We start from the raw sequence: 24,691 nt of genomic DNA, 5'->3' as shown, positions 1-24,691 counted from the left end.
CTCCGGTGGGTGATCTGTCGCGCCCGCATAGTCCGTTCGGGCCATCCAAGTTTGGGCCCGCAGGGGGTGTTGCACCCTGCCCACCTTCCGTAACGTCACCATCTGGCAACGGTGAATATGCCGTTCGCCGCCGTGGGGGAGCCTCGATTCGGGAGAGGACGGCGCCGGCTATGGGCTGGGTAACCGACTGGAGTGCGCAGGCAGCCTGCCGCACTACCGATCCGGATGAACTGTTCGTGCAAGGAGCGGCACAGAACCGCGCCAAGGCCGTCTGCACCGGGTGCCCTGTGCGCACCGAGTGTCTGGCCGATGCTCTGGACAACCGAGTGGAGTTCGGTGTCTGGGGCGGAATGACCGAGCGGGAGCGCAGGGCGTTGTTGCGCCGGCGTCCGACGGTCACTTCCTGGCGCCGCCTGCTCGAGACAGCGCGCAGCGAGTACGAGCGCGACTCGGGAGGCATGCTGCCCCTGGACCTTGAGGAGGCGAAGGACTACGCCGTGAACGCCGTGAAGGACTACGCAGCGGCGGGCTGAACTCCACGGCGTACGCGAGAGGTCGGGTGACCGACCGGCCGGGTGACCGACGGCCGGACTGCCGCAGAGGGACCAGCGGCACGGCTGCTCGCGTCATGTGACGGCGACTTGGGCACCACCGCGTACGGGAGTGCGCGGGGCTGCCGTGACCTGCCCGTTCCCTGACCCGGGACGGCACCCGCCGAGAGAAGACGTACCGCCGCAAGAGGCGTACAGAAGTCCGACGGGCCGGCCGCGACCAGCGGCCGGGCCCGTGGGCGCCCTCATGGCGGCGCACTACCTCGTTGCCGGGTGACTTCCGGACGAGACACAGCAGACACGGACCGGGCCTCGTGCCGACCCGCAACCCCCATCGGGCCGGCCCGCGGGCCCCGTCCGCGTTCTGCATGGGACGGCCCGCGGTGCGGCGCCCCGGAGCGGGAGCGCACGCGCGGTCGGCCCGCGACCGCGATCGGAACCGCGGGTGGGCAGAGCGTCGGGCGGGCAGAGCGTTGGACGGGTGAGCGTCAGACGGGAGCAGTGCGCGTCAGGCGGACTCCGCCGCGTGCGCCAACTGGGCACCGATCGCCCGCAGTCCGGCGAGGTCGTGCACGTCGCCTGCGAGCGCGCCCACTTCGGCGACGGGCACCTCGGGGTGCAGGGCGGCGAAGCGGTCGCGGGTGCGGCGCTCACGCGTCAGCAGCTGCATGCGCTCGGCGTGCAGCCGGAGAAGAGCGGCGGCCAGCTGATCGGCCTCGTCCTCGTCCTGGGTGCCGGGCCGCCCGGGGGAGGGGGCGCCGTCCTTTTTCTCCTTCCCGTCCCCTCGATCCACAATGCGGCCCTCTTCAAGATTTTCCGCCGCCGCGAGAGCCCGCTCCGCACTGAGGTCGGCGGCGCCGCTGCCGTGAACGCGGTTGAGCACCAGACCGGCCAGCGGCATGCGGTCCTCGGCCAGCCGCTCCACGAAGTACGCCGCTTCGCGCAGCGCGTCCCGCTCCGGCGCGGCCACCACGAGGAAGGCCGTGCCCGGTGCCTGCAGCAGCCGGTAGGTGGCGTCGGCGCGGGTGCGGAAGCCGCCGAACATGGTGTCCATCGCGGCCACGAACGTCTGCACGTCGCTCAGCAGCCCGGTGCCGAGCAGCTTGTTGAGCGCGCCGGTGAACATCGAGAGGCCGGCCATCCCGAGGTTGACGAACTTCATCCCGGCACGGCCTCCGGCCTTCGCGGGGGCCATCAGCATCCTGATGAAGCGGCCGTCGAGGAAGGAGCCGAGCCGCTTCGGGGCATCGAGGAAGTCCAGAGCGGAACGCGACGGAGGGGTGTCGACGACGATCAGGTCCCACTCCTCGCCGTCGTCCGAAGGAGAGCGCAGCTGTCCCAGTTTCTCCATCGCCATGTACTCCTGCGTCCCCGCGAAGCCCGCCGACAGCGACTGGTAGAAGGGGTTTCCGAGGATGGCCTGGGCGCGCTCGGGGTCGGCGTGGGCCTCGACGATCTCGTCGAAGGTCCGCTTCATGTCGAGCATCATCGCGTGCAGTTCGCCGCCTGCCTCGCCGTCGATGCCGGGGACGGGGCGCGGGGTGTTGTCGAGTTCGGTGAGGCCCATCGACTGTGCGAGACGGCGTGCCGGATCGATGGTCAGTACGACGGTCCTGCGGCCGCGTTCCGCCGCGCGCACGCCCAGTGCGGCAGCCGTCGTCGTCTTGCCGACGCCTCCCGCACCGCAGCAGACGATGATCCGGGTGCCGGGGTCGTCGAGCAACGGGTCGACGACCAGGGGGACTTCCGCGGCCAGCGGATTGCCGCCGGGTGCGGCACCGGCTCCGGGTCCGGCGGACTTCCGGGGCGGAGGGGTCTTGTCGGTCATGCCGCCTCCCTGGACGGTGGCAACTGTTCGCGCAGGTCCGCGGCGAGCTGGTAGAGACCCGCGAGTTCGATTCCCTCGCCGAGCAGGCCGAGTTCGTAGACGGGCAGCTCCAGCTCCGCCAGCGCGGTGCGCTGGTCCCTCTCCAGCCCCACGCGCTCCGCGTGCTCGCGCGCCTGCTCCAGCAGCGGAGCCACCAGCCGGTCCCCGTGGGGCAGGCCCGCGCGGCCGAGCGCTTCGGCGACGTGTCCGGCGGGACCGTCCGGACCGCCGCTCTCCGCCCGGTCCAGCAGCTCCTCGTCGAGGAGGTGCTGCCGCACCATGTTGACGAGGACGGCGCCCACCGGGAGGCCCGCCGCACGGAGTTCCGCCACCCCGTCCACCGTCTCCTGTACGGGCATCTCCTCCAGCAGCGTCACCAGGTGCACTGCGGTCTCGGGCGACTTCAGCACCCGCATCACGGCCTGCGCCTGGTTGTGCACGGGCCCGACCTTGGCGAGGCCGGCGACCTCCTCGTTGACGCCGAGGAAGCGGGTGATGCGCCCCGTGGGAGGCGCGTCCATGACCACTGCGTCGTACACGCGGCGGTCGTTCTTGTCGCGGCGCCGGACCGCCTCGCAGGCCTTGCCCGTCAGCAGTACGTCCCGGAGCCCCGGCGCGATGGTCGTGGCGAAGTCGATCGCGCCGAGCTTCTTCAGCGCGCGGCCGGCGCTGCCCAGCTTGTAGAACATCTGCAGGTAGTCCAGCAGGGCCCGTTCGGGATCTATCGCCAGGGCGTGGACCTCGCCGCCGTCGTGCGCGACAGCGATCTTCCGCTCCTCGTAGGGCAGCGCCTCCGTCTCGAAGAGCTGGGCGATGCCCTGTCTGCCCTCGACCTCGACGAGGAGCGTCCGCCTGCCGCCGCTGGCCAGGGCCAGCGCGAGTGCGGCGGCGACCGTCGTCTTGCCGGTCCCGCCCTTGCCCGTCACCACATGCAGCCTGCTCACGCCCGGGAGCCTAACCAGGGAACCGACGGGCTACGCTCGGCACCATGACGAAGTGGGAATACTCGACAGTGCCGTTGCTCGTCCACGCGACGAAGCAGATCCTCGACACCTGGGGCGAGGACGGCTGGGAGCTCGTCCAGGTCGTTCCCGGGCCCAACTCCGAGCAGCTGGTGGCATACCTGAAGCGGGAGAAGCAGTGAGCAGCGTCGAGGCCAGGCTCGCGGAGCTGGGCATCACGCTGCCCGACGTGGCGACTCCCGCGGGGGCGTACGTTCCGGCGCTGCGCAGCGGGCGGTACGTCTACACCGCGGGGCAGGTGCCGTTCGTGGACGGCAAGCTGCCGATGACCGGCAAGGTCGGTGCGGAGGTCACGCCCGAGGAGGCCAAGGACCTCGCGCGCACGTGCGCGTTGAACGCGCTGGCGGCGGTGGCTTCGGTGGCGGGCGGCCTGGAGCGCGTTGTCCGTGTCGTGAAGGTCACCGGCTTCGTGGCGTCCGCGCCCGACTTCACCGGACAGCCCGGTGTGCTCAACGGGGCCAGTGAACTGCTGGGCGAGGTCCTGGGCGACAGGGGTGTGCACGCGCGGAGCGCGGTGGGCGTGGCGGTGCTCCCGATGGACGCACCGGTCGAGGTCGAGATCCAGGTCGAGCTCGCCGATTGGTCCGACTGACTGAGCGCGAGTCGCGCTGACCGGTTGCACTGACCGCGCGTCGCACCGGCTGCGAGTCGTACCGGCTACGAGTCGTACCGCTGTCCGTAGCCGGGCCGCGCCGTACTGACCGTGTGCCGCTGGGGCACGTCGTACTGACCGCGTGCCGTTGCGGCAGCGCGTGGTCTCAGCGTCCAGCTCGCGCAGGTGACCGCATACCGCGGCGGACGTCCGCAGGCGGGACGGCGTTCCCGTCCTTCCTGCGGCGCCGGGGCCCCGGCCGGGCGCCGCTCCCGGCGAGGTGGCCCCTGGCCCCTCTCGAACATCGCAGCGAGGGCCCGTAGCATCCGCCCATGTCGTCCTCCTCCACGAACGGTCAGTGGTACCCCCCGGAATGGCCGGCCCGTATCCGCGCCCTGGCCGCGGGCGAGCTCACGCCCGTGACGCCGCGGCTGGCCGCGACGGTCATGCTGCTGCGCGACACCCCCGGCGGCGGGCCCTCGGTGTACATGCTGCGGCGGCGCACGTCCATGCCCTTCGCGGGCGGCGCGTACGCCTACCCCGGCGGCGGCGTCGACCCGCGCGACGAGCACTGGGGCAGCGGCGGCCGCAGGCCGGGCGACGGCTGGGCGGGTCCCTCCCGTACGGAGTGGGCGGAACGTTTCGGTACAGATGAGGCGACCGCCCAGGCGATCGTCTGCGCGGCCGTGCGCGAGACGTTCGAGGAGGCGGGCGTACTGCTCGCAGGCCCGGACGAGTCGAGCGTCGTGGACGACACGACAGGAGACGACTGGGAACGTGACCGCGCGGCGCTCGTCGCGCACGAACTGTCCTTCGCCGACTTCCTGCAGCAGCGCGGCCTGGTCCTCCGCAGCGACCTGCTGGGCGGCTGGTCGCACTGGATCACCCCCGAGTTCGAGGCACGCCGCTACGACACCTGGTTCTTCGTGGCCGCGCTCCCGGAGGGCCAGCGCACCCGCAACGCGTCGACCGAGGCCGACCGCACGGTCTGGACGCGTCCCGCCGACGCAGCCGAAGGCTACGACCGCGGCGAGCTGCTCATGATGCCGCCCACGATCGCCATGCTGCGCCAGCTCGCCCCGTACGGTTCGGCGGCCGAGGCACTGCGGGCGAGTGCGCAGCGAGACCTGTCGCCGGTGCTCGCGGAGGCACGGCTGGAGGACGGTCAGGTGGTGCTCAGCTGGCCGGGCCACGACGAGTTCACCAAGCGCGTCGACGTCGGGGACAGCGCCCGCCCTGGGGCGGCCTCCGCGAGTGACAGCGCCGGCGGCGGCACGGACAGTGGAGTGCCGGACAGTGCTGTCGCGGACAGTGCGACGGGAGACGGGAGCACGGCATGACACACGCCGCCTCCCTGCCCGGCCAGCCGCGCGGCGGCGTGATCAGCGGCCCGGCGACCGCCCGTGCCCACTGCGTGCTGGCCCCGAATCCCTCCGCCATGACGCTCGACGGCACGAACACCTGGATCGTCGCCGAGCCGGACTCCGATCTCGCCGTCGTCATCGACCCCGGCCCGCTCGACGAGGGACACCTGCGCCATGTGATCGACACGGCAGAGCGCGCGGGGAAACGCGTGGCGCTCACCCTGCTCACCCACGGCCATCCCGACCACGCGGAGGGCGCGGCACGGTTCGCGGAACTGTCGGGAACGTCGGTGCGGGCGCTCGATCCGGCCCTCCGCCTCGGGGACGAGGGCCTGGCCGCGGGCGACGTCGTCGACACCGGGGGTCTCGAACTGCGCGTGGTGCCGACCCCCGGCCACACCGCCGACTCGCTCTGCTTCCACCTGCCCGCGGAAGGCGCCGTACTGACCGGCGACACGGTGCTGGGGCGCGGTACGACTGTCGTGGCGCACCCCGACGGACGGCTGGGCGACTACCTGGACTCGCTGCGCCGGCTGCGCTCGCTCACCGCGGACGACGGGGTCTCGACCGTCCTGCCGGGGCACGGTCCGGTCCTGGAGGACGCCCAGGGGGTCATCGACTTCTACCTGGCGCACCGTCGGGAACGTCTCGCGCAAATCGAGACCGCCGTGCGCAGCGGGTTCCGCACCCCCTCCGAGGTGGTCGCGCACGTCTACGCCGACGTCGACCGCTCCCTGTGGCCCGCGGCGGAGCTGTCGGTGCGGGCGCAGCTCGTGTATCTGCGTGAGCGGGGGATCTCAGCGGAGACGCCCTGAACGAGCGGCGCGGGACGTCTCCCGTGGCACGCCTCCCGCGCGGTGGCAGACGTAAGGGGCGCCCTCCAGGGAGGACGCCCCTTACGAACCGCTTGTTCTGACGTATGTCAGCGGCTCCGCTTGGCCAGCCGCTCGATGTCGAGCAGGATCACGGCGCGGGCCTCCAGGCGCAGCCAGCCGCGCCCGGCGAAGTCGGCGAGGGCCTTGTTCACCGTCTCGCGGGAGGCGCCCACCAGCTGGGCCAGCTCTTCCTGCGTGAGGTCGTGCACGACGTGGATGCCTTCTTCGGACTGCACACCGAAGCGGCGCGAAAGGTCCAGGAGCTGCTTGGCGACGCGGCCCGGGACGTCCGAGAAGACGAGGTCGGACATCGAGTCGTTGGTGCGGCGCAGCCTGCGCGCGATGGCGCGCAGCAGGGCGGAGGCGACCTCCGGACGCACGTTCAGCCAGGGCTGCAGGTCCCCGTGGCCCAGGCCGAGCAGCTTGACCTCCGTCAGCGCGGAGGCGGTGGCCGTGCGCGGGCCCGGGTCGAAGAGGGACAGCTCGCCGATCAGCTCGCCGGGCCCCAGGACGGCCAGCATGTTCTCGCGGCCGTCCGGGGAGGTGCGGTGGAGCTTCACCTTCCCCTCGGTCACTACGTAGAGACGGTCGCCCGGGTCGCCCTCGTGGAAGAGGGCCTCACTGCGCGCGAGCGTGGTCTCCGACATGGAGGCGCGCAGCTCAGCGGCTTGCTCCTCATCGAGCGCCGCGAAGAGCGGGGCGCGCCGCAGAACGTCGTCCACGAGTTCTCTCCTTGTCGACCTGCCCATGGATGAAACCTCCCCGGCCCGGGGGCCGAGGGGACCGTTGAACCCCATGATGCCGGAGGGTGAAACAGTGCGATCAGTCACAAGTTTGACGCACGCACCCCGCGCCCCCGAAGGCAGGGGGCCGATTGGGCTGTGAATTGCCTTCGTGCGGGGCGGATGTCATCGGGTCCCTCTAGTCTGGCCGAGTGTCCATTGCCCCGGTGAGCGCACGCGGAGCGGGGCCGGACGGGTGAGCGCGATGGGAGATTCCGCTGTGGGCGAACAGGAGCCCGTGAAGAGAACAAGCCAGGCGAAGGCGGAGGAAGCGGCCGCGGGGGCGGGAGCGAGAAAGGCCGTCGCGCGGAAGGCCGCGGGGAAGGCCGCGGCGCAGGACGCCACGGTGAAGAAGGCGTCCGCGAAGAAGCCCGCTGGTGCGAACAAGGCGACCGCCAAGAAGACGTCCGCGAAGAAGCCCGCTGCCGCGAAGGCACCCGCCAAGCCCCCGGCAGCCGAGTCCCGTCTCGCCAAGGTCCGCCGCGCCCGCCGCATCAACCGTGAGCTGAGCGAGGTGTACTACTACGCGCATCCCGAGCTCGACTTCGAGAACCCCTTCCAGCTCCTCGTCGCCACTGTGCTCTCCGCCCAGACCACGGACCTGCGCGTCAACCAGACGACCCCGGCGCTCTTCGACGCGTATCCCACGCCGGAGGACATGGCCGCTGCGGACCCCGAGAAACTCGAGGAGATCCTTCGTCCGACGGGCTTCTTCCGGGCCAAGGCCCGGTCCGTGCTCGGCCTGTCCGCGGCGCTGCGCGACCGGTTCCACGGTGAGGTCCCCGGCCGGATAGAGGACTTGGTCTCGCTGCCGGGTGTGGGCCGCAAGACGGCCTTCGTGGTGCTCGGCAACGCGTTCGGCGTGCCGGGGCTCACCGTCGACACGCACTTCGGCCGGCTCGTACGCCGCTGGAAGCTCACTGAGCAGACGGACGCGGACAAGGTCGAGACGGAGATCGCGGACCTGCTCCCCAAGAGCGAGTGGACGATGTTCTCGCACCGCACGATCTTCCACGGCCGGCGCATCTGCCATTCGCGCAAACCGGCGTGCGGCGCGTGCCCGATTGCGCAGCTGTGCCCCTCGTACGGCGAGGGGGAGGTCGATCCGGAGAAGGCGAAGAAGCTGCTCAAGTACGAGATGGGCGGCCGGCCCGGCCAGCGTCTCAAGCCCCCGCCCGACTACCCGGGCATGCCGGCCCCTCCGCTGGGCGGCGACGGGGCGGCCCGGTGAGCGGACCTCGTACGGGCTCCGCGTGTGACGGCTCCGCGCTCCACGGCGATCGTCCCGCGGCACCCGTGGACGTCGACGACAGCGGACTGCCGGACTGGCTGACGCCCGTGGCGCGGGCCGCCGGCACCCTCGAGGCCCGGCAGCTGAGCCGGTTCCTGCCCCCGGCCGACGGAGAGGGGCGCCCCTCGGCGGTGCTCGTGCTCTTCGGCGAGGGTGCCGACGGGCCGGAACTGCTGCTGATGGAGCGGGCGTCCAGCCTCCGCTCCCATGCGGGCCAGCCCTCGTTCCCCGGCGGCGCCCTCGACCCGGAGGACGGCGACCCGGACGGCGACGGCCCGCTGCGGGCCGCGCTGCGCGAGGCGGAGGAGGAGACAGGCCTCGACCCGTCGGGGGTGCAGATCTTCGCGACGCTGCCGGCGCTGTACATCCCGGTGAGCGATTTCGTGGTCACGCCCGTACTGGCCTGGTGGCGCCGTCCCACTCCGGTGGCGCCCGTCGACCCCGCGGAGACGGCGCGGGTCTTCACCGTCCCCGTCTCCGAACTGGCGGACCCGGCGAACCGCGCCATGGCGGTACATCCCTCGGGCCACACCGGTCCGGCGTTCAGCGTCGGGCCGGCCCTCGTATGGGGCTTCACGGCGGGCGTCATCGACCGGATCCTGCACCACGCCGGATGGGAGAGGCCCTGGGACCGCGACAGGCGGGTACCCCTCGACTGGCGTGCGTGAGCCGCCCTCCACCGACGAAGAGAAGAGACGAATGACGTGCTGGACGGCCCGGCGACCCCGCCGCCTCGTACCCGCGACCGGGTCCCCCGTCCGGGCCCCGGGGCCCGCATGAAACGGTGGCTTCCGTGAACGCGCTGGACTTCGTGCTCCTGCTCGCCGCCGTGTGGTTCGCCGTCGTGGGCTACCGGCAGGGCTTCGTCGTCGGCATCCTCTCGGTTGCCGGCTTCCTCGGCGGCGGCCTGGTCGCCGTCTACCTGCTGCCTTTCGTGTGGGAGCGGGTGACGGACGATTCGCCGCCCGGTACGGCGGCGGTGGTGGGGGCCGTGGTGCTCGTCATCGTCTGCGCGTCCGTGGGCCAGGCGTTCACGACGCATCTCGGCAACAAGCTGCGGCAGCACATCACGTGGACGCCCGCCCGGGCGCTGGACGCCACGGGCGGCGCGCTGGTGAACGTGGTGGCGATGCTGCTCGTGGCGTGGCTGATCGGCTCCGCTCTCGCGGGCACGTCCCTGCCGGCCGTCAGCAAGGAGGTGCGCAACTCGAGCGTGCTGCTGGGGGTTTCGCGCGTGCTGCCGCAGCAGGCGGACAGCTGGTTCAACGACTTCTCCTCGACGCTCGCGCAGAACGGGCTGCCGCAGGTCTTCTCACCCTTCTCCGACGAGCCGATCACGTCGGTCCCGGCGCCCGATCCGAAGCTGGCGAAGTCGCCGGTCGCGGCCGAGGCCAAGCGCAGCATCGTCAAGGTCCTCGGTACGGCCACCAGGTGCGGGAAGGTCCTCGAGGGCACCGGCTTCGTCTACGGCCGGCACCGGGTGATGACGAACGCCCACGTGGTCGGGGGAGTGCTGGAGCCGACCGTGCAGGTCGGCGGTGAGGGCCGGGTCTACGACGCCGAGGTCGTCCTGTACGACTGGAAGCGGGACGTGGCCGTCCTCGACGTCCCCGCCCTGGAGGCACCGGCACTGGAGTTCGCGGGCAAGGACGCGAAGCGGGGCGACGGCGCCATCGTCGCGGGCTTCCCGGAGAACGGCGGGTACGACGTCCGCGCCGCGCGGGTACGGGGCCGGGTCGACGCCGACGGCCCCGACATCTACCACCGCGACAAGGTGAGGCGCGACATCTACTCGCTGCACACCACGATTCGCCAGGGCAACAGCGGAGGCCCGCTCCTCACGCCCGACGGCAAGGTCTACGGCGTCGTCTTCGCCAAGTCGCTCGACGACTCACGCACCGGGTACGCGCTGACCGCCGACGAGGTGCGGTCCGACGCGGTGCGGGGCCGCAGCGTCGCGAAGCGGGCCGACAGCCAGACCTGCGCCATGTGAGCGGGTCGTCTGACGAATGGGAAACCCCGGCCGTCTGACGGATGGGGAGCCCGAGCCGATCCCTGCGGCTGAGCATCCGGGTCCGCCCTGCTCGCGGCCCGCTGCGTCGGCGCCACCGGCACACACGGGCCCACGACGGGGGTGCGCGCCGGCGGTGGTCCACTCCGCAGCCCGGCTCAACTCCCGCCACGCGCCGGTCCGTCGGCTGTCAGCGCGATGTGCTGCCGGCCGGCGTCTCGTCAGTGCTCGCGTGATCCGCTGGTGCGGTTCAGCCGCGTGGATGCCGCAGCCGTGCGCCGAACCAGCGCGCGCGACGGCGGAGAAGGTGTGGAATCCCTGGTTCGCCGATGATCCCGAGCCGATCGGGGCGGTTGCGCCCCGTTCGCTGCACGGGGACCAGCCCTTTCAGTCCGCTGCTCTTACGTGCCACGTCACGGTAGTCGTGCGTCCAGCCCATACAGCGCACTCTGCCCGGGCGCCGAGGCCGGTAACCGTCTGACGGCCCATCAAATGAGTATGCGGGGGGCACGTGTCGGTCGCGTGGGCGAAGCGTGAGCGGCGGCATTCCAGCGGCGCGGCTCCGTCCGCACGGGTGCCCCCGCTCGCCCGGACCATGCGTCACCTGTCGGGTTCGGGGTCCTTCAGCCAGCCGATGAGCTCGGACGAGAAGGCGGCCGGGTCCTCCTCGTGCGGCCAGTGGCCCAGGCCGTCGAACAGCCGCCAGCGGTACGGCGCTTCGACGTACTGCCCCGACCCGGCGGAGCTCCGCGTACGCAGCACCGGATCGAGGGACCCGTGAAGTTGCAGCGTCGGGACCCGGACCGGCCGCTTCATGCGCCGGTTGAACTGGATCCCGTCCGGGCGCGCGAGCGAACGCACCAGCCAGCGGTACGGCTCGACGGAGCAGTGCGCCGTGGAGGGGATGCACATGGCCTGTTGGTAGCGGGCGACCGCCTCGGCGGAATCGGGCTGCTCGGAGAACCGGGGACCGCCCCAGTCCCGCACGAGCTTGCCCACCAACTCGCCTCCGTCGGCCACGAGTTGACGCTCCGGCACGAATGGACGCTGGAATCCCCAGATGTACGACCCGGCCGCGGTCTGCCGCACGTCCTTGAGCATCGACGCCCGCCAGCGCCGCGGGTGAGGCATCGAGGAGACGGCCAGCCGCCGGATCAGCTTCGGACGCATCACGGCCGCCGTCCACGCCAGATAGCCGCCGAGGTCGTGGCCGACGAGCGCGGCGTCGGGCTCGCCGAGTGAGCGGATGACACCGGTCACGTCGAGGGCGAGGTTGGCCGGGTCGTAGCCGCGCGGCGTGCGGTCGCTGCCGCCGACACCGCGCAGATCCATGGCGACGGCGCGGAACCCGGCGTCGGCGAGCGCCGTCATCTGGTGCCGCCACGTCCACCAGTACTGCGGGAATCCGTGCAGCAGCAGGACGAGCGGTCCGTCGCCCGTCTCGGCGATGTGGAAACGCGCCCCGTTCGCGGCGACGTCCCGGTGCGTCCAGGGGCCTTCGGGACGGATCACGTGGGCGGGAACTGCGGGACGCGTCATACGGACGAGCCTGTCACACTTCCGGCGGACCGGACGCCGCGTGCGGGTGGCAGTCGCGTGCGGTGGTGCGGAGCAGCGCCAGGGCGCGCAGCCCTACGCCAAGCCGTCCGCGCGGGCGCCCGCGTACGCCCCGGCCCTCGCGCTCAGCTCTCGCGGGCGCAGCGTCAGACGCCTGCCGAGTGCGGTGCACGCTCCACGGCCGGGCGCCCGGCGCCCCCTTCGAGCCTCGGGTCGTCCTTGCCGAGGTCGACGGCCGGACGGGGGTGGGGCTTGGCACGTGAGAGCACGGCCGCCGTCTCCTTCGCGGAAGCGATCGACTTCTCCGGCGGCTTGATCCGCTTGAACTTCCGCATGGCCAGGAGCAGCAGGATCAGGGCGACGACGATGTACGCGCCGCCCACGATCAGGAACGACCAGGCGAGCCCCAGACCGAGGTTGTGGATGCCGTAGGCGGCGGCGAAGCTGAGCACGGGCAGCGAGAAGAGCAGCAGCACCCCGGCGACGGTGGCGGCGCCGCCCCCGACGATCCCCCGCTTCACGTCCTGCCGGATCTCTGCCTTGGCCAGCGCGATCTCGTCGTGTACGAGCGCGGACATCTCGGCCGTCGCCGAGGCGACCAACTGGCCGAGGCTGCGGCCGTCGTCGGCAGAACTCATCGGTTTCTCCCTCTCCATCGGATCTGGCCTGCTCGTCCGTCAGATCATGCCGGACCATCGTGCTGCACGTGTGCCCAGGGAGGCCACCGGTGCAAGCCCGCCCCGCGGCCCCGATGTTGACGAAGCGTACGGGGCGGCGGCGGGCGGAGGGCGCAACGCCCCGGGCCGTGCCGGGGCGACCCCGTGGTGCCGCGGGTCCCCGCGACGCGGAGAGGGGCATCCGGCGCCCGCCGGATGCCCCTCTCGGACGCTCCACTTCGGCGGTGCGGCGGGCAGGGCGCCGGCCGCTGCTCCGCCCGCCGGACGTCCCGTCCCGGCCGGAACGGGCCGGTGCCGGGCGGGACTTCGCCGCGTCAGTACACGTCTGAGTCCATGCGAAGGCGCACGTCTCAGTCCTCGCTGGCCGCGCTCGGCAGCTTCTCCTGGATCAGCGCCATGACGGAGGAGTCGGTCAGCGTGCTCACGTCGCCGAGCTCCCTGTTCTCCGCGATGTCGCGGAGCAGCCGGCGCATGATCTTGCCGGAACGCGTCTTGGGCAGCTCCGCGACCGGCAGGATCCGCTTGGGCTTCGCGATCGGGCCGAGCTGCTTCGACACGTGCTGGCGCAGCTCGTCCACCAGCCCGTCGTCCTCGGCGGCCGAACCGCGGAGGATGACGAACGCGCAGATGGACTGCGTCGTCTGCGGGTCGGTCGCCCCGACGACGGCCGCCTCGGCGACCTTCGGGTGGGAGACGAGCGCCGACTCGACCTCGGTGGTGGAGATGTTGTGGCCCGAGACGAGCATGACGTCGTCGACGCGGCCCAGCAGCCAGATGTCGCCGTCGTCGTCCTTCTTCGCGCCGTCACCGGCGAAGTACAGGTTCTCGAAGCGCGACCAGTAGGTGTCGAGGAAGCGCTGGTCGTCGCCCCAGATGGTGCGCAGCATCGACGGCCAGGGCTCGGTGAGCACCATGTATCCGCCGCCGCCGTCGGGCACCTCGCGCGCCTCGTCGTCCACGACGGTCGCCGAGATGCCGGGCAGCGCCTGCTGTGCGGAGCCCGGCTTGGTCTCGGTGACTCCCGGCAGCGGGCTGACCATGACTCCGCCGGTCTCCGTCTGCCACCAGGTGTCGACGATGGGCGTGCGGTCGCCGCCGATGTGGTGGCGGTACCAGACCCATGCCTCCGGGTTGATGGGCTCGCCGACGGAGCCGAGGATGCGCAGCGACGACAGGTCGAACTTGGCCGGGATGTCGTCGCCCCACTTCATGCAGGCGCGGATGGCGGTCGGCGCGGTGTAGAGCAGCGAGACCTTGTACTTCTCGACGATCTCCCACCAGCGGCCCTTGTGCGGGGTGTCGGGGGTGCCCTCGTACAGCACCTCCGTGGCGCCGTTCGCGAGCGGCCCGTAGACGATGTACGAGTGCCCGGTCACCCAGCCGACGTCGGCCGTGCACCAGTAGACGTCCTTGTCCGGCTTGAGGTCGAACACGGCGTGGTGGGTGTAGGCGACCTGGGTGAGGTATCCGCCGGTGGTGTGGAGGATGCCCTTCGGCTTTCCGGTGGTGCCGGAGGTGTACAGGATGAAGAGCGGGTGCTCCGCGTCGAAGTCCTGCGGCGTGTGCTGGTCGCTCTGCCGGTCGACGACGTCGTGCCACCACACGTCGCGTCCGTCGGTCCAGTCGATGTCCTCCTGGCCGGTGCGCCTGACGACCAGGACGTTGCGGACGTTCTCCGTGCCCGGCCTGGTCAGCGCCTCGTCCACGGCGGGCTTGAGCGCGCTGGCGCCGCCCTTCCGGTAGCCGCCGTCGGACGTGATGACGACGCGGGCGTCGGCGTCCTCGATGCGGGTCGCCAGCGCGTCGGCGGAGAAGCCGCCGAAGACCACCGAGTGCGGGGCGCCGATGCGGGCGCACGCCAGCATCGCGACCACGGTCTCCGGGATCATCGGCATATAGACGGCGACGCGGTCGCCGGCCTCGACGCCCAGCTCCGTCAGCGCGTTGGCGGCCTTGGAGACCTCGCGCTGAAGGTCCGCGTAGGTGAGCGAGCGGGTGTCGCCCGGCTCGCCTTCGAAGTGCAGTGCGACGCGGTCGCCGTGCCCGGCCTCGACGTGCCGGTCCACGCAGTTGTACGCGACGTTGAGCTTGCCGTCCTTGAACCACTTGGCGAAGGGCGGTTTGGACCAGTCGAGCGTCTCGGTCGGTTCCTTGCCCCAGGTCAGGCGGCGTGCCTGCTCGGCCCAGAAGCCCAGCCGATCAGTCCTCGCCTGCTCGTACGCCGCGGCGGTCACGTTGGCTTCGGCGGCCAGATCGGCGGGCGGGGCGAACCTCCGCTCTTCCTTGAGCAGATTGGCCAGGCTTTCGTTGCTCACGACATCTCCCTTTCCCAGGGTGTCTGTTGTGTCCTCCACAGGCCCCGGACCTCGGACCTCGGGTACAGCTCATCAGCCGTTGCGCCGTTGTGACAAGGGTTCTCGACGAAATTGGTTTAGACCTGTCATGGTCATGCGTCCGGAGCCGGGCGGTGGACTTGCGGACGGTATTCCGAAGCTGAGGGTGAGGCCCTCGCCCGGGGTCCCCGGAAACCCCGCGGGCAGCTTCTCGCCCTCGTGTGCCCCCGGTAGTTGGCCCTACGCGCTCCGATGGGCGGGCGGCGCGCACGGCGCGGCCCTCCGTCGTCGAGCCCCGCTCGCGGACGGCGGCCTACGGCTCAACGAGTGAAGAAGTCACCCCGATCCCACCCCGATCCCTTGCCCGAGTTGCCGGTTATGCGTGAGATGCAACGTTTGATTCACGTACCGGAGTTGCTCCGTTACGGAGAGACAAGGACAAGGATGAGGTGATCCGATGACAGCCACGCGACGGTGGCTCGTGGGCATATCCACGGGGATGGCGCTCACGGTGATGAGCGGCTGTTCCGGAGGCACCACCACGGGCGTTCCGGAACGTCACGGCAAGTCCGCCCCCGAGGAGAAGGCGGCGCAGCAGTCCCGCGTCATCGGGGACGGCTCGACGGCCCTGACCGGCGCCCAGCCGAACCAGCCCGCCTCCCGCCGGCTCGCCCCCGGCGAGAAGCCCCCGCAGTTCGTGGTCTTCTCCTGGGACGGCGCCGGGGAGGACGGCAAGAAGCTCTTCTCCCGGTTCCGCAAGGCGGGCAAGCGGTACGGCGCGGCCCAGTCCTTCTTCCTCAGCGGCGTCTACGCCCTCCCCGAGGCCGAGTCGTCCCGCTACAGGCCCCCCGGGCACCGCACGGGCGCCTCGGACATCGGCTACCTCAAGGACGGGAACATACGCGCCACGCTGAAGGAGATACGCAAGGCGTGGCTCGACGGAAACGAGATAGGCACCCACTTCAACGGCCACTTCTGCGGCCCGGGCGGTGTCGGCAGCTGGTCGGCGGACCAGTGGAAGAGCGAAATACGCCAGGCCAAGTGGTTCGTCAAGAACTGGAAGACGACCACCGGCTGGAAGGGCGAGGACCCGCTTCCCTTCGACTACGACAGGGAGCTGATAGGCGGGCGCACCCCCTGTCTCCAGGGCCAGGAGAACCTGCTGAAAGCGGCGAAGTCGATGGGCTTCCGCTACGACTCCAGCGGTAACGGACGGCAGGTCTGGCCCGGGAAGAAGAGCGGTCTGTGGGACCTGCCGCTGCAGGAAGTCCCCATGCCGGGCCGGAAGTTCGAGACCCTCTCCATGGACTACAACTTCCTGGCAAACCAGTCGGGAACCGTCCACGGACCGGCCTCGAAGCACGCGGCCTACGGCAAGCAGATGCGCGACGGCCTGATGCAGGGCTTCGAGCGTGCCTACAAGGGCAACCGCGCGCCCATGATCGTCGGCAACCACTTCGAGGACTGGAACGGCGGGGTCTACATGGACGCCGTCGAGGACGTCATGAAGTCGGTGTGCCAGAAGCGCGAGGTCCGCTGCGTCTCGTTCAAGCAGCTGGTCGAGTGGCTGGACGAGCAGGATCCGAAGGTGCTCGAGCGGCTGCGCTCGCTGCCCGTCGGTGAGAAGCCCGAGGGCGGCTGGAAGAAGTTCCTGCGCGCGCCGCGCACCGAACTCCTCTCGCGCTGACGTCCCTCCCTGACCGCGACCCCCCTGTCCGCACTCTCCCCTTCCCCGCCGAGAGCCCGGGGCGCCGCTCGCCGGCAGCCCCGGGCTCTCGGCGGGGGAATTCCGCTGAAGGAACGGGCTCCCGGTCAGGCGGGCGCCGGCTGCGGAGCCGGCCGTTCCCCCAGTACGAAGCCGGGGTCGACCTGCTGGGACAGGTCGGCCCCGGTCTTCTCGTTGCCCCAGCTCTCCGCGTTGCGCAGGTGGAAGTGGACCATCTGCTCCGTGTAGCGCTGCCAGTCGCGCCGTTCGTACGCGGCGTCGGCCGTCTCCCGGAGGACGTCCAGAGCCCCGCGGTTGGACTCCTCCAGCTCGGCCAGCGTGCGGGGACGGCCCTTCTCCATCGCACGCACCCAGTCCGACTGCCCGAACGCGGTGAGCAGGTCGTCGCCGACCTCGTCCCGCAGGAACTCCAGGTCGTCCGGCCCCTGCACCTTGTTGCCCACGACGCTCAGAGGCACCCCGAAGTCCCGCGCGTACTCCCTGTACTGGCGGTGCACGGAGACCCCCTTGCGGGTGGGCTCCGCGACCAGGAACGTCATGTCGAAACGCGTGAACATGCCGGAGGCGAAGGAGTCGCTGCCCGCCGTCATGTCGACGACGACGAACTCGTCACGGCCATCGGCGAGATGGTTCAGGCAGAGCTCGACGGCGCCCGTTTTGGAGTGGTAGCAGGCCACGCCCAGGTCGGCCTCGGTGAAGGGGCCGGTCACCATCAGCCGCACCTCGCCGCCGCCGTCGCCCTCGGGCCTGAGCGTGCGGGCACAGGCACGGTAGACCGGGTTGTCCCCGGTGATGCTCAGCAGGCGGGAGCCCTCTCCGGGCGGCGTCGTCTTGATCATCGTCTCGGCGGAGGCGATACGGGGGTTCGTGCCGCGCAAGTAGTCCTTGATGAGCGGGAGTTGCGCACCCATCGAGGGCAGGCGGGCCGCCTCGGCCTCATCGAGCCCCAGCGCTGCGCCGAGATGCTGGTTGATGTCCGCGTCCACTGCGATCACAGGGGTGCGCCGCGCGGCGAGATGACGGATGAAGAGAGAGGACAGCGTGGTCTTGCCGCTGCCTCCCTTGCCGACGAAAGCGATTTTCATGAACAAGAGCGTAGGTCTGCGCAGGCCCCCGGAGCTGCGAGGGCGTCAGGTATACCACCCGATCGTGGGGCGCGGCTTGCGGCAGAGCGGGGCGCGTAGGGTCGTACGCATGAGTAGCACCGCTGACCCTCTCGCCCCGCTCGGGAAGCTCCCGGGCGTCCAGGACTCCGTGGAATCCGTGCGGAAAGCAGTGGACCGCATCTACGGGCACCGCGTCATGCGCCGCCGCAGCGGCGAAGTGACCGCGGAGGCCGCACTGCGCGGCGCACGGGGTTCCGCAGCGCTGGAGGGCGCCGACTGGGCGCTGGAGGAGATGCGGCGCCGCACCGACTTCGGGGAAGAGGGCGAGCCGCGGACCGTCGGGGCCGCCCTGCGCGCCACTGCTGAGGCGGGCCAACTACTGGACGTATGGCGGCAGTCGCCCCTTCGTGTACTGGCCCGGCTGCATCTCGTCGTGGCAGGGGGCGACGTCCCGGACGAGACCGTGGGGAGGCCCCGGCTCGCGGGCGAGTCCGTGAACGAACCGGACCTGGGCCTGGGGGAGCCTCCGGCGGCGGAGGACGTGGCCGTACGGCTGGACGGGCTGGCGCAGTTCGTCGTGGCCGGAAGCGAGGCGCCGGCCCTCGTGGCCTCGTCGGTGGTGCACGGTGAGCTGGCCGCGCTGCGGCCCTTCGGCTCGTACAACGGCCTGGTGGCGCGCGCCGCCGAGCGGATCGTCCTGGTCGCGAGCGGGCTGGACCCGAAGTCGATCTGCCCCGCGGAGGCCGGACACGCGGAACTGGGGCGCGAGCAGTACACGATGGCCCTCGCCGCGTACGCCTCGGGGACGCCCGAGGGCATGGCGGCATGGATCGGGCACTGCGGGAAGGCGGCCGAACTCGGCGCCCGCGAGACCACCGCGGTGTGCGAGGCGCTCCAGCGGGGAGCCGCGTAGGCACGCGAGGCGCACAGCGAATTGCGGCGGCGCCGCCCTTACGGGTGGTGCCGCCGCTGGCATGGATACCGCGCTACCAGTGCGTGCTCTCATCGGGCCCGTCAGGCCGGGACGCTGTGCCCGTCGCCTGCGAGCTAGCCCGTTACGCGGGCTTGGCGTCGCGTGGGTACCCGGTATTCATGCTTCCGGTCCGTGGGCCTGTCTGCGTCGGAATCCTCAACCGATTCCGCTGGTCACGCGGGCCGTCAACTCCTTTGTACTGCGGCGGGCGGCGATGTGGAACCCCTCGCGGGCGGTATTTCCCGTATTTACCGTTCCGCTCAAACTCGCTCGAAGCGGGCGCGGCGCTGGCTCGTGTACCAGACCAGCCCCGCCGTGGCGGCCGCGGCGCCGACCGCCGCCGCGGCGATCGCGAGCGCGGGCCGCGAGGGCATCGACAGGTTCGGCACGCGCTGCTTGAGCCGCACCGGACGGGAGAAGGTGAGAACCGGCCAGTCGCGGCCGGCGGCCTCCTTGCGCAGGGCCCGGTCCGGATTGACGGCGTAGGGGTGGCCCACCGACTCCAGCATGGGGACGTCGGTGATGCTGTCGCTGTAGGCGTAGCAGCGGCTCAGGTCGTACCCCTCGGTCTCGGCGAGCCAGGCGATCGCCTCCGCCTTCGCGGGCCCGTACGCGTAGTACTCGATCTCGCCGGAGTAGCAGCCGTCCTCCACGACCATGCGGGTCGCCACGACGCGGTCCGCCCCGATCAACTTTCCGATCGGCTCCACGACTTCCGCGCCCGACGTCGAGACGATGACGACGTCCCGCCCGGCGAGGTGGTGCTCCTCGATGAGGGACGCGGCCTCGTCGTAGATGATCGGGTCGATGAGATCGTGGATCGTCTCGGCGACGATCTCCTTCACCTGCTGGACGTTCCAGCCACGGCAGAGGGCAGAGAGATACTCGCGCATCCTCTCCATCTGGTCGTGGTCGGCTCCGCCGAGGAGATATACGAACTGAGCGTAAGCAGTACGGAGTACGGCACGGCGATTGATCAGGCCACCCTGGTAGAAGGATCTGCCGAAGGTGAGCGTGCTCGACTTCGCAATGACCGTCTTGTCCAGATCGAAGAACGCGGCTGTGCGGCGCATCGCTAGGTTTTCCACGAAGGCGAGCATAGGCGCCAGCCATTCGGCGTAAGCTGTGGCGCGTGGGTTTGCCTGAGAAGGCTCTCGGGTACACCATGGAAGTCACGGATCGTTCGCGACCGTGCTAACCCGGCCCGACTCCTCCCCCCCCGAGTCGGCCCTGGGGACGACCCCCGCTCTCCCCCCCGGCGGGGGTCGTCGCATGTCCGGGCCCCTTTTTCTCCTTGACTGATCGCCGACCCCTCCTTGAGCGATCTTCGAGCGCCTGTTCCGGCACCCATCGAACCAGTAACTGAGTGTAATCGTCGGGCTGCTCTGCGGAAGTCGCCAGGACGGGTGACGGAGTTATTCACAACTCGCTGCATGTCCACAGTTTTTGACCATGATCACCAGGCATTTCCTCTTCACCGCACAGTGATTCCCGACAGCTCTCGCAGGTGTTTGCGGGAGCGAGGCTGTGAAGAGTGAAGGGGCTCTGGAACGTGGCCGAAACCATTCTGATTGTCACTGAGGACGAAGAACTCCTTGATGACCTGCTGCGCCTGTGCGCAGCCGCCGGAGCGGAAGCGGAAGTCGCACACGGAGCACCTCTGAGCCGGGTGGCGTGGGCGGGCTGGAGCGGCGCCGCGGCTTGGGAGAAGGCACCGCTGGTGCTCGTGGGTGACGACTGCGCCGGAGCGCCCGGTCTCAGCGGCGCGTCCGGCGGAGGCGCACCCGGAGCGGCTCGCAGAGCCGGCGTGCTGCTCGTCGGCAAGGACCTGGACGACCCGGGGGTCTGGGAGCGCGGGGCGCGGATCGGCGCGGAAGGCGTGGTCATGCTGCCCGACGCGGAGAGCTGGCTGGCGGGCCGCATCGCGGACGCGGCGGAGTGCGTGGGCCGGCCGGCGCTGACGGTGGGGGTCCTGGGCGGACGGGGAGGCGCCGGCGCGTCCACCCTCGCCTGCGCCCTGGCCGTCACGGCGGCGCGGAACGGGCAGCGCACGATGCTGATCGACGGCGACGCCCTCGGAGGCGGTCTCGACGTGCTGCTCGGCGGAGAACGGACGGAGGGACTGCGATGGCCGGCGTTCGCGGAGTCGCGAGGGCGGGTCGGCGGCGGTGCGCTCGCGGAATCGCTGCCGAGACTGCACGACTTGAGCGTGCTCAGCTGGGACCGCGGGGACTCCGTGCTGATCCCCGCGGACGCGATGAAGTCCGTGCTCTCCGCCGCGCGGCGGCGGGGCGGCGTCGTTGTCGTCGACCTGCCGCGGCGGATCGACGAGACGGTGGCGGAAGCGCTCGCGCAGACAGATCTCGGGCTGCTCCTGGTCCCCGCGGAGCTGAGGGCGGTCGCCGCCGCGCACCGCGTCGCCTCCCGTACGCAGATGGTGCTGCGCGACCTGCGGGCGGTGGTACGGACGCCCGGCGGCCCCGGCGGGGCGCGAGGGTACGGGCCGGGGCTGGACGAGGAGGAAGTGGCACGGCTGCTCCGGCTCCCGCTGGCCGGTGAACTCCCGTGGGAGGCCGGCTTGCTGGAGGCGGTCGAGCGAGGGGTGCCGCCGGGCGCGAAGACGAGCGGTGCGCTGTCCCGCTTCTGCAGGGACTTCTGGTCCCAGGCGCTCAGCGGAGGCGTCAGCGGCGGGGGTGTGGCCGTATGAGCGCGGTGGACGGCGGGCTGAGTGCGGGCGGGCGGACGACGGCCGGAGTGGCCGGCGCGCGTCGCGTGCCCCGTTCAGGGGACCGGAGCACCGTGGGCGGGACGGACGTCGCTCCGCCCTCGGCTGCTGACGAGTCGCTCCTCGACGCGGTTCGACGCAGACTCGCCGAGACGGGGGCCGAGCCCACCCCGGCCCGGGTCGCGTCGGCCCTGAGGGCCCAGGGGCGGCTGCTGGGCGACAGCGCGGTACTGGGTGTGGTGGAGGCGCTCCGCTCGGAGCTGGTCGGCACCGGGCCGCTGGAGCCCCTGCTCGCGGACCCCGAGGTCACGGACGTGCTGGTCACCCGTCCTGACGAAGTGTGGGTCGACCGCGGCAGGGGGCTGGAGCGAACCGATGTGCGCTTCCGGAACGAAGCCTCCGTGCGGCGGCTGGCGCAGCGGCTCGCGACGTCGGCGGGGCGGCGCTTGGACGACGCCCGGCCGTGGGTGGACGCGCGCCTCCCGGACGGCACGAGGCTGCACGCCGTACTGCCCCCGGTAGCGGTAGGTTCGACGTGCCTGTCGCTGCGCGTGGTGCGTCCTCGTGCGTTCCGGCTGGCCGAGTTGGTGAGTGCGGGCACCCTCCCTCCCGGAGGTGACCGGCTGCTCCGCGACGTGCTGGACGCCAGGCTCTCCTTCCTCATCAGCGGGGGCACGGGCTCCGGGAAGACGACGCTGCTGAGCGCGCTGCTGGGGCTCGTCGCCCCTCACGAGCGGATCGTCCTCGCGGAGGACTCGGCCGAACTGCGGCCGGACCACCCCCACGTCGTGCGGCTGGAGGCGCGGCCCGCGAACCAGGAGGGCGCGGGCACGGTGGGCCTGGACGACCTGGTGCGCCAGGCACTGCGGATGCGGCCGGACAGGCTCGTGGTCGGGGAGGTCCGCGGCGCCGAAGTCACCGAGTTGCTGGCCGCGTTGAACACCGGTCACGAGGGCGGCTGCGGAACGCTGCACGCCAACACGGCGGCTGACGTCCCCGCCCGGCTGGAAGCGCTCGGGACGGCCGCCGGGCTGGACCGGGCGGCCCTGCACAGCCAGCTCGCCGCCGCACTGGACGTCCTGGTGCACCTCGTGAGGGACCGTTCCGGCCGGCGGCGCGTCGCCGAGATCCATGTGCTGACGCGGGGCGCGGACGGTCTGGTCGCGACGGTTCCCGCCGTGGTGTGGGGCGACCGGGGGTTCGTGGAGGGGCGTGGCGCCGAGCAGTTGGCGCGGCTCTGCGGAAGAGGGCGCACGGATCGAGCCGCCGTCACCGAGTACGGCGGCCGACGACGCGGCCCGGCGCGCGCCGCCCCGTACGGGACATCGGCGTACGAGGCAGGGCGGACGGCGTACGGGGCCGAGGGGGCCGAGCGGGAGAGGGGAACGCGGTGACGGGGGCCGGGGGAACCGGAGTGCCGGGGCTCGACGCGGCACCCATGTACGCGGCGATGGTGTGTGCGGGGGCTGCCGCCTGGCTCCTCGCGGGGCGGGACGGCGGGGTGAACCGGGCACGTCTGATACTCGCCGGTGACGGCGGGCCGTGCGATCCAGGTCCCCGGCTGCCGCCCGCCTGCGCTTCGTTGATCAGCGCCGTACGGGAACGGCTGGGAGGCACGGAAGGCAGGGCCTGGTGGTGTCTGCCGGTGGGCGCGGTACTGGGGTTCCTCGGCGAGTCGCTGCTGCCTCTTCTCGCCGGCGCCGCCGCGGTACCCGTCGTCAGACGGCTGCTGCTCAGGCGTGGGCGCCGCTCGGCGGCGGAACGTCGAGCAGCGGCGGTGGTCGAGCTGTGCGCCGCGGTCGCGGGCGAGCTGCACGCGGGGAGGCAACCGGATCGGGCGCTCCTCGCCGCAGGGGCTGTTCCCCTCAGGGAGTTGGGGGAGAGCGGTGCGGCGGTGCTGGCGGCGGCGCGCTTCGGCGGGGACGTCCCGGAGGCGCTGCGGGAGGCGGCACGCAGCCCCGGCGCGGAAGGGCTCGGGGGAGTGGCGGCCTGCTGGCACGTGTCGGTGGAGGGAGGGGCGGGACTCGCGAAGGGCCTCGACACGGTGGCCTGCGCGTTGCGGGCCGAACGGGACCAACGCGAGGAGTTACAGGCCTTGCTGGCAGGGCCGCGTTCCACCGCACTCGTCCTCGCGCTCCTGCCCGTATTCGGGCTGTTGCTCGGTGCCGCGATGGGGGCCGATCCGATGCATGTCCTCCTGCACAGCCCGGCTGGACTGGCCTGCCTGGCGATCGGCGGGCTGCTGGAGTGGGCGGGGCTCGCCTGGGTCGCCCGGCTCGTCCGCACTGCGGAGGGCCCTGGCAAGTACGAGGAGAAGGGCGCGGCGTGAACACAGCTATGACTGCGGCCGATCCGCGGGTGTGGGTGCCCCTGTTGGTGGCGTGCGGAGCCCTCGCCGGTCTGTGCTGGGAGCTCTGGAAGGGGCGGCGGGCACGCACGCGGGGCCGGCTGCTGCTGGGGCAGGCGGCCGGACGGGAACAGCCGGAGCGGCCGGAGCAGCGCGGGTCCGCCGGGCTGCGGCGTTCCGGTCGGGCCGCCCGCCCGCCGCAGCACTGTCTCGACGCTCATCGGCAGTGGTGGAGGCGGCGGGTCCGGCGCGGTCGGCTGCGAGCTGGGGCAGCGGCCACGGGAGCGGGGGCACTGATCGTGACTGTCGTCGAAGGAGTGCCCGGCTGGCTGGCCGCGGGCATCGGGGCGTACTGCGTGTGGCGATGGGCGGTTCGGCGGGAGGGGTCTGACGTCGGCAGCGGCGATCTGGCCGAACTCCGTACCGCTGGCGCACAGCTTCCTCTGGCGGCCGAGTTGCTCGCGGCCTGTCTCGCGGCGGGCTCCGCGCCGGACCGGGCAGCCGACGCGGTGGGCAGGTCGGTCGGGGGGCCGCTGGGGGCCAGGCTGACGAAGGCGGCGACGGAGCTCCATCTCGGAGCTGAACCCGCCGCGGTCTGGGGGCGCTTCGGGTCGCTGCCGGGCGGCGCCACCTTCGTCCGCTCCATGGAGCGCGCGGGCAGCGGCGGTGTACCGGCGGCGGAGTCCGTGACGAGGCTCGCCGCCGAGCTGCGCGCCACGGCCTCGCGGGCAGCGGCTGCTCGCGCCAGGCGTGCGGCGGTTCTGGTGACGGGGCCGCTGGGGCTGTGCTTCCTGCCCGCGTTCCTGGCAGTCGGAGTGGCCCCGGTGGTCATAGGCCTGGCCCGGTCCCTGCTCTGAACTCCGAAGCCACGTGGCAGAGCCAGAACTCGGAC

Annotated in this window: 22 protein-coding genes; 14 read left to right on the top strand and 8 right to left on the bottom strand. The window is 71.7% G+C overall.

All coding sequences use genetic code 11. The features are described from left to right. Positions 1 to 170 precede the first annotated feature (170 nt). Positions 171 to 533, top strand: coding sequence for a WhiB family transcriptional regulator (locus tag H181DRAFT_RS20205; protein ID WP_045865961.1), 363 nt, complete (start codon positions 171 to 173; stop codon positions 531 to 533). Between the two features lie 526 nt (positions 534 to 1,059). On the opposite strand, the gene H181DRAFT_RS20200 is transcribed toward H181DRAFT_RS20205, so the two are convergent. Both H181DRAFT_RS20200 and H181DRAFT_RS20195 read right to left on the bottom strand, forming a co-directional pair. Continuing rightward, positions 1,060 to 2,379: an ATPase BagB gene (locus H181DRAFT_RS20200; protein ID WP_078895865.1), complete on the bottom strand. Its 1,320-nt coding sequence runs from the start codon at positions 2,377 to 2,379 to the stop codon at positions 1,060 to 1,062. Continuing rightward, positions 2,376 to 3,362, bottom strand: a complete 987-nt coding sequence (locus tag H181DRAFT_RS20195) for an ATPase BagA (protein ID WP_045865960.1) — start codon at positions 3,360 to 3,362, stop codon at positions 2,376 to 2,378. The genes H181DRAFT_RS20200 and H181DRAFT_RS20195 overlap by 4 nt, the downstream gene beginning before the upstream one ends. Before the next feature lie 44 nt (positions 3,363 to 3,406). Here H181DRAFT_RS20195 and H181DRAFT_RS28950 point away from each other — a divergent pair, with 44 nt between their 5' ends. The 4 genes from H181DRAFT_RS28950 (at position 3,407) to H181DRAFT_RS20175 (ending at position 6,211) form a co-directional block, all read left to right on the top strand. Beyond that, a complete protein-coding gene (locus H181DRAFT_RS28950) occupies positions 3,407 to 3,562 on the top strand; it encodes a Sp36 family protein (RefSeq protein ID WP_074467952.1) in 156 nt (51 codons plus the stop codon). Continuing rightward, complete coding sequence (locus H181DRAFT_RS20185; RefSeq protein ID WP_045865959.1) at positions 3,559 to 4,032, top strand: RidA family protein; 474 nt, start codon at positions 3,559 to 3,561, stop codon at positions 4,030 to 4,032. Before H181DRAFT_RS28950 ends, H181DRAFT_RS20185 begins: the two co-directional genes overlap by 4 nt. A 332-nt stretch (positions 4,033 to 4,364) precedes the next feature. Continuing rightward, positions 4,365 to 5,372: an NUDIX hydrolase gene (locus H181DRAFT_RS20180; RefSeq protein WP_045865958.1), complete on the top strand. Its 1,008-nt coding sequence runs from the start codon at positions 4,365 to 4,367 to the stop codon at positions 5,370 to 5,372. Then, the gene (locus H181DRAFT_RS20175; protein ID WP_045865957.1) at positions 5,369 to 6,211 is read left to right on the top strand and encodes an MBL fold metallo-hydrolase; all 843 of its coding nucleotides are present in this window, start codon (positions 5,369 to 5,371) and stop codon (positions 6,209 to 6,211) included. Before H181DRAFT_RS20180 ends, H181DRAFT_RS20175 begins: the two co-directional genes overlap by 4 nt. Before the next feature lie 107 nt (positions 6,212 to 6,318). Here H181DRAFT_RS20175 and H181DRAFT_RS20170 read toward each other — a convergent pair whose 3' ends face one another. Continuing rightward, positions 6,319 to 6,993, bottom strand: coding sequence for a Crp/Fnr family transcriptional regulator (locus tag H181DRAFT_RS20170; RefSeq protein ID WP_028438501.1), 675 nt, complete (start codon positions 6,991 to 6,993; stop codon positions 6,319 to 6,321). Between the two features lie 265 nt (positions 6,994 to 7,258). On the opposite strand from H181DRAFT_RS20170, the gene nth reads away from it, so the two are divergent. From nth to H181DRAFT_RS20155, 3 genes are all read left to right on the top strand, one after another. After that, complete coding sequence (gene nth, locus H181DRAFT_RS20165; protein ID WP_078895864.1) at positions 7,259 to 8,284, top strand: endonuclease III; 1,026 nt, start codon at positions 7,259 to 7,261, stop codon at positions 8,282 to 8,284. Between the two features lie 65 nt (positions 8,285 to 8,349). Further along, entirely contained in the window at positions 8,350 to 9,012 is a 663-nt protein-coding gene (locus H181DRAFT_RS20160; protein ID WP_045865956.1) for an NUDIX hydrolase, read from the top strand. Positions 9,013 to 9,137: 125 nt separating this feature from the next. Continuing rightward, positions 9,138 to 10,337: a MarP family serine protease gene (locus tag H181DRAFT_RS20155; protein WP_045866085.1), complete on the top strand. Its 1,200-nt coding sequence runs from the start codon at positions 9,138 to 9,140 to the stop codon at positions 10,335 to 10,337. 618 nt (positions 10,338 to 10,955) lie between these two features. Here the strand turns inward: H181DRAFT_RS20155 and H181DRAFT_RS20145 are convergent. The 3 genes from H181DRAFT_RS20145 to acs form a co-directional block, all read right to left on the bottom strand. Beyond that, positions 10,956 to 11,894, bottom strand: coding sequence for an alpha/beta fold hydrolase (locus H181DRAFT_RS20145; protein WP_045865955.1), 939 nt, complete (start codon positions 11,892 to 11,894; stop codon positions 10,956 to 10,958). A 164-nt stretch (positions 11,895 to 12,058) separates the two neighbouring features. Continuing rightward, on the bottom strand, positions 12,059 to 12,550 hold the full coding sequence (locus H181DRAFT_RS20140; RefSeq protein WP_045865954.1) for a phage holin family protein: 492 nt from the start codon (positions 12,548 to 12,550) through the stop codon (positions 12,059 to 12,061). A 389-nt stretch (positions 12,551 to 12,939) separates the two neighbouring features. Beyond that, the gene (acs, locus tag H181DRAFT_RS20135; protein ID WP_045865953.1) at positions 12,940 to 14,904 is read right to left on the bottom strand and encodes an acetate--CoA ligase; all 1,965 of its coding nucleotides are present in this window, start codon (positions 14,902 to 14,904) and stop codon (positions 12,940 to 12,942) included. A gap of 475 nt (positions 14,905 to 15,379) precedes the next feature. Between acs and H181DRAFT_RS20130 the strand changes: the two genes are divergently transcribed. Next, complete coding sequence (locus H181DRAFT_RS20130) at positions 15,380 to 16,609, top strand: polysaccharide deacetylase family protein (protein WP_254666918.1); 1,230 nt, start codon at positions 15,380 to 15,382, stop codon at positions 16,607 to 16,609. Between the two features lie 125 nt (positions 16,610 to 16,734). On the opposite strand, the gene H181DRAFT_RS20125 is transcribed toward H181DRAFT_RS20130, so the two are convergent. Next, entirely contained in the window at positions 16,735 to 17,733 is a 999-nt protein-coding gene (locus H181DRAFT_RS20125) for an ATP-binding protein (protein WP_045866083.1), read from the bottom strand. Between the two features lie 109 nt (positions 17,734 to 17,842). Here H181DRAFT_RS20125 and H181DRAFT_RS20120 point away from each other — a divergent pair, with 109 nt between their 5' ends. Then, the gene (locus tag H181DRAFT_RS20120; protein ID WP_045865952.1) at positions 17,843 to 18,667 is read left to right on the top strand and encodes a Fic family protein; all 825 of its coding nucleotides are present in this window, start codon (positions 17,843 to 17,845) and stop codon (positions 18,665 to 18,667) included. A gap of 320 nt (positions 18,668 to 18,987) precedes the next feature. Here the strand turns inward: H181DRAFT_RS20120 and H181DRAFT_RS20115 are convergent, their stop codons facing one another. Further along, on the bottom strand, positions 18,988 to 19,827 hold the full coding sequence (locus H181DRAFT_RS20115) for an HAD family hydrolase (RefSeq protein ID WP_045865951.1): 840 nt from the start codon (positions 19,825 to 19,827) through the stop codon (positions 18,988 to 18,990). A 452-nt stretch (positions 19,828 to 20,279) separates the two neighbouring features. Here H181DRAFT_RS20115 and ssd point away from each other — a divergent pair, with 452 nt between their 5' ends. The 4 genes from ssd to H181DRAFT_RS30005 are packed head-to-tail and all read left to right on the top strand — an operon-like array spanning position 20,280 to position 24,656. Then, the gene (gene ssd, locus H181DRAFT_RS20110) at positions 20,280 to 21,434 is read left to right on the top strand and encodes a septum site-determining protein Ssd (RefSeq protein ID WP_045866082.1); all 1,155 of its coding nucleotides are present in this window, start codon (positions 20,280 to 20,282) and stop codon (positions 21,432 to 21,434) included. After that, the gene (locus H181DRAFT_RS20105; protein ID WP_078895862.1) at positions 21,431 to 22,846 is read left to right on the top strand and encodes a TadA family conjugal transfer-associated ATPase; all 1,416 of its coding nucleotides are present in this window, start codon (positions 21,431 to 21,433) and stop codon (positions 22,844 to 22,846) included. Before ssd ends, H181DRAFT_RS20105 begins: the two co-directional genes overlap by 4 nt. 44 nt (positions 22,847 to 22,890) lie before the next feature. Then, the gene (locus H181DRAFT_RS20100) at positions 22,891 to 23,781 is read left to right on the top strand and encodes a type II secretion system F family protein (protein WP_045866080.1); all 891 of its coding nucleotides are present in this window, start codon (positions 22,891 to 22,893) and stop codon (positions 23,779 to 23,781) included. After that, positions 23,778 to 24,656, top strand: a complete 879-nt coding sequence (locus tag H181DRAFT_RS30005; protein ID WP_254666917.1) for a type II secretion system F family protein — start codon at positions 23,778 to 23,780, stop codon at positions 24,654 to 24,656. The genes H181DRAFT_RS20100 and H181DRAFT_RS30005 overlap by 4 nt, the downstream gene beginning before the upstream one ends. Positions 24,657 to 24,691: the final 35 nt, after the last annotated feature.

The organism is Streptomyces sp. WMMB 714, assembly GCF_900090125.1.
Classification (GTDB): Bacteria; Actinomycetota; Actinomycetes; order Streptomycetales; family Streptomycetaceae; genus Streptomyces; species Streptomyces daqingensis.
This window is presented reverse-complemented; position numbering and strand designations above follow the sequence as displayed.

Coding starts and splice junctions, on each gene's coding strand:
- H181DRAFT_RS20205 (WP_045865961.1), top strand. CDS start 171: ATGGGCTGGGTAACCGACTGGAGTGCGCAGGCAGCCTGCCGCACTACC.
- H181DRAFT_RS20200 (WP_078895865.1), bottom strand. CDS start 2,379: ATGACCGACAAGACCCCTCCGCCCCGGAAGTCCGCCGGACCCGGAGCC.
- H181DRAFT_RS28950 (WP_074467952.1), top strand. CDS start 3,407: ATGACGAAGTGGGAATACTCGACAGTGCCGTTGCTCGTCCACGCGACG.
- H181DRAFT_RS20180 (WP_045865958.1), top strand. CDS start 4,365: ATGTCGTCCTCCTCCACGAACGGTCAGTGGTACCCCCCGGAATGGCCG.
- H181DRAFT_RS20175 (WP_045865957.1), top strand. CDS start 5,369: ATGACACACGCCGCCTCCCTGCCCGGCCAGCCGCGCGGCGGCGTGATC.
- nth (WP_078895864.1), top strand. CDS start 7,259: ATGGGAGATTCCGCTGTGGGCGAACAGGAGCCCGTGAAGAGAACAAGC.
- H181DRAFT_RS20145 (WP_045865955.1), bottom strand. CDS start 11,894: ATGACGCGTCCCGCAGTTCCCGCCCACGTGATCCGTCCCGAAGGCCCC.
- H181DRAFT_RS20140 (WP_045865954.1), bottom strand. CDS start 12,550: ATGAGTTCTGCCGACGACGGCCGCAGCCTCGGCCAGTTGGTCGCCTCG.
- H181DRAFT_RS20130 (WP_254666918.1), top strand. CDS start 15,380: ATGACAGCCACGCGACGGTGGCTCGTGGGCATATCCACGGGGATGGCG.
- H181DRAFT_RS20125 (WP_045866083.1), bottom strand. CDS start 17,733: ATGAAAATCGCTTTCGTCGGCAAGGGAGGCAGCGGCAAGACCACGCTG.
- H181DRAFT_RS20120 (WP_045865952.1), top strand. CDS start 17,843: ATGAGTAGCACCGCTGACCCTCTCGCCCCGCTCGGGAAGCTCCCGGGC.
- H181DRAFT_RS20115 (WP_045865951.1), bottom strand. CDS start 19,827: ATGCTCGCCTTCGTGGAAAACCTAGCGATGCGCCGCACAGCCGCGTTC.
- H181DRAFT_RS20105 (WP_078895862.1), top strand. CDS start 21,431: ATGAGCGCGGTGGACGGCGGGCTGAGTGCGGGCGGGCGGACGACGGCC.
- H181DRAFT_RS20100 (WP_045866080.1), top strand. CDS start 22,891: ATGTACGCGGCGATGGTGTGTGCGGGGGCTGCCGCCTGGCTCCTCGCG.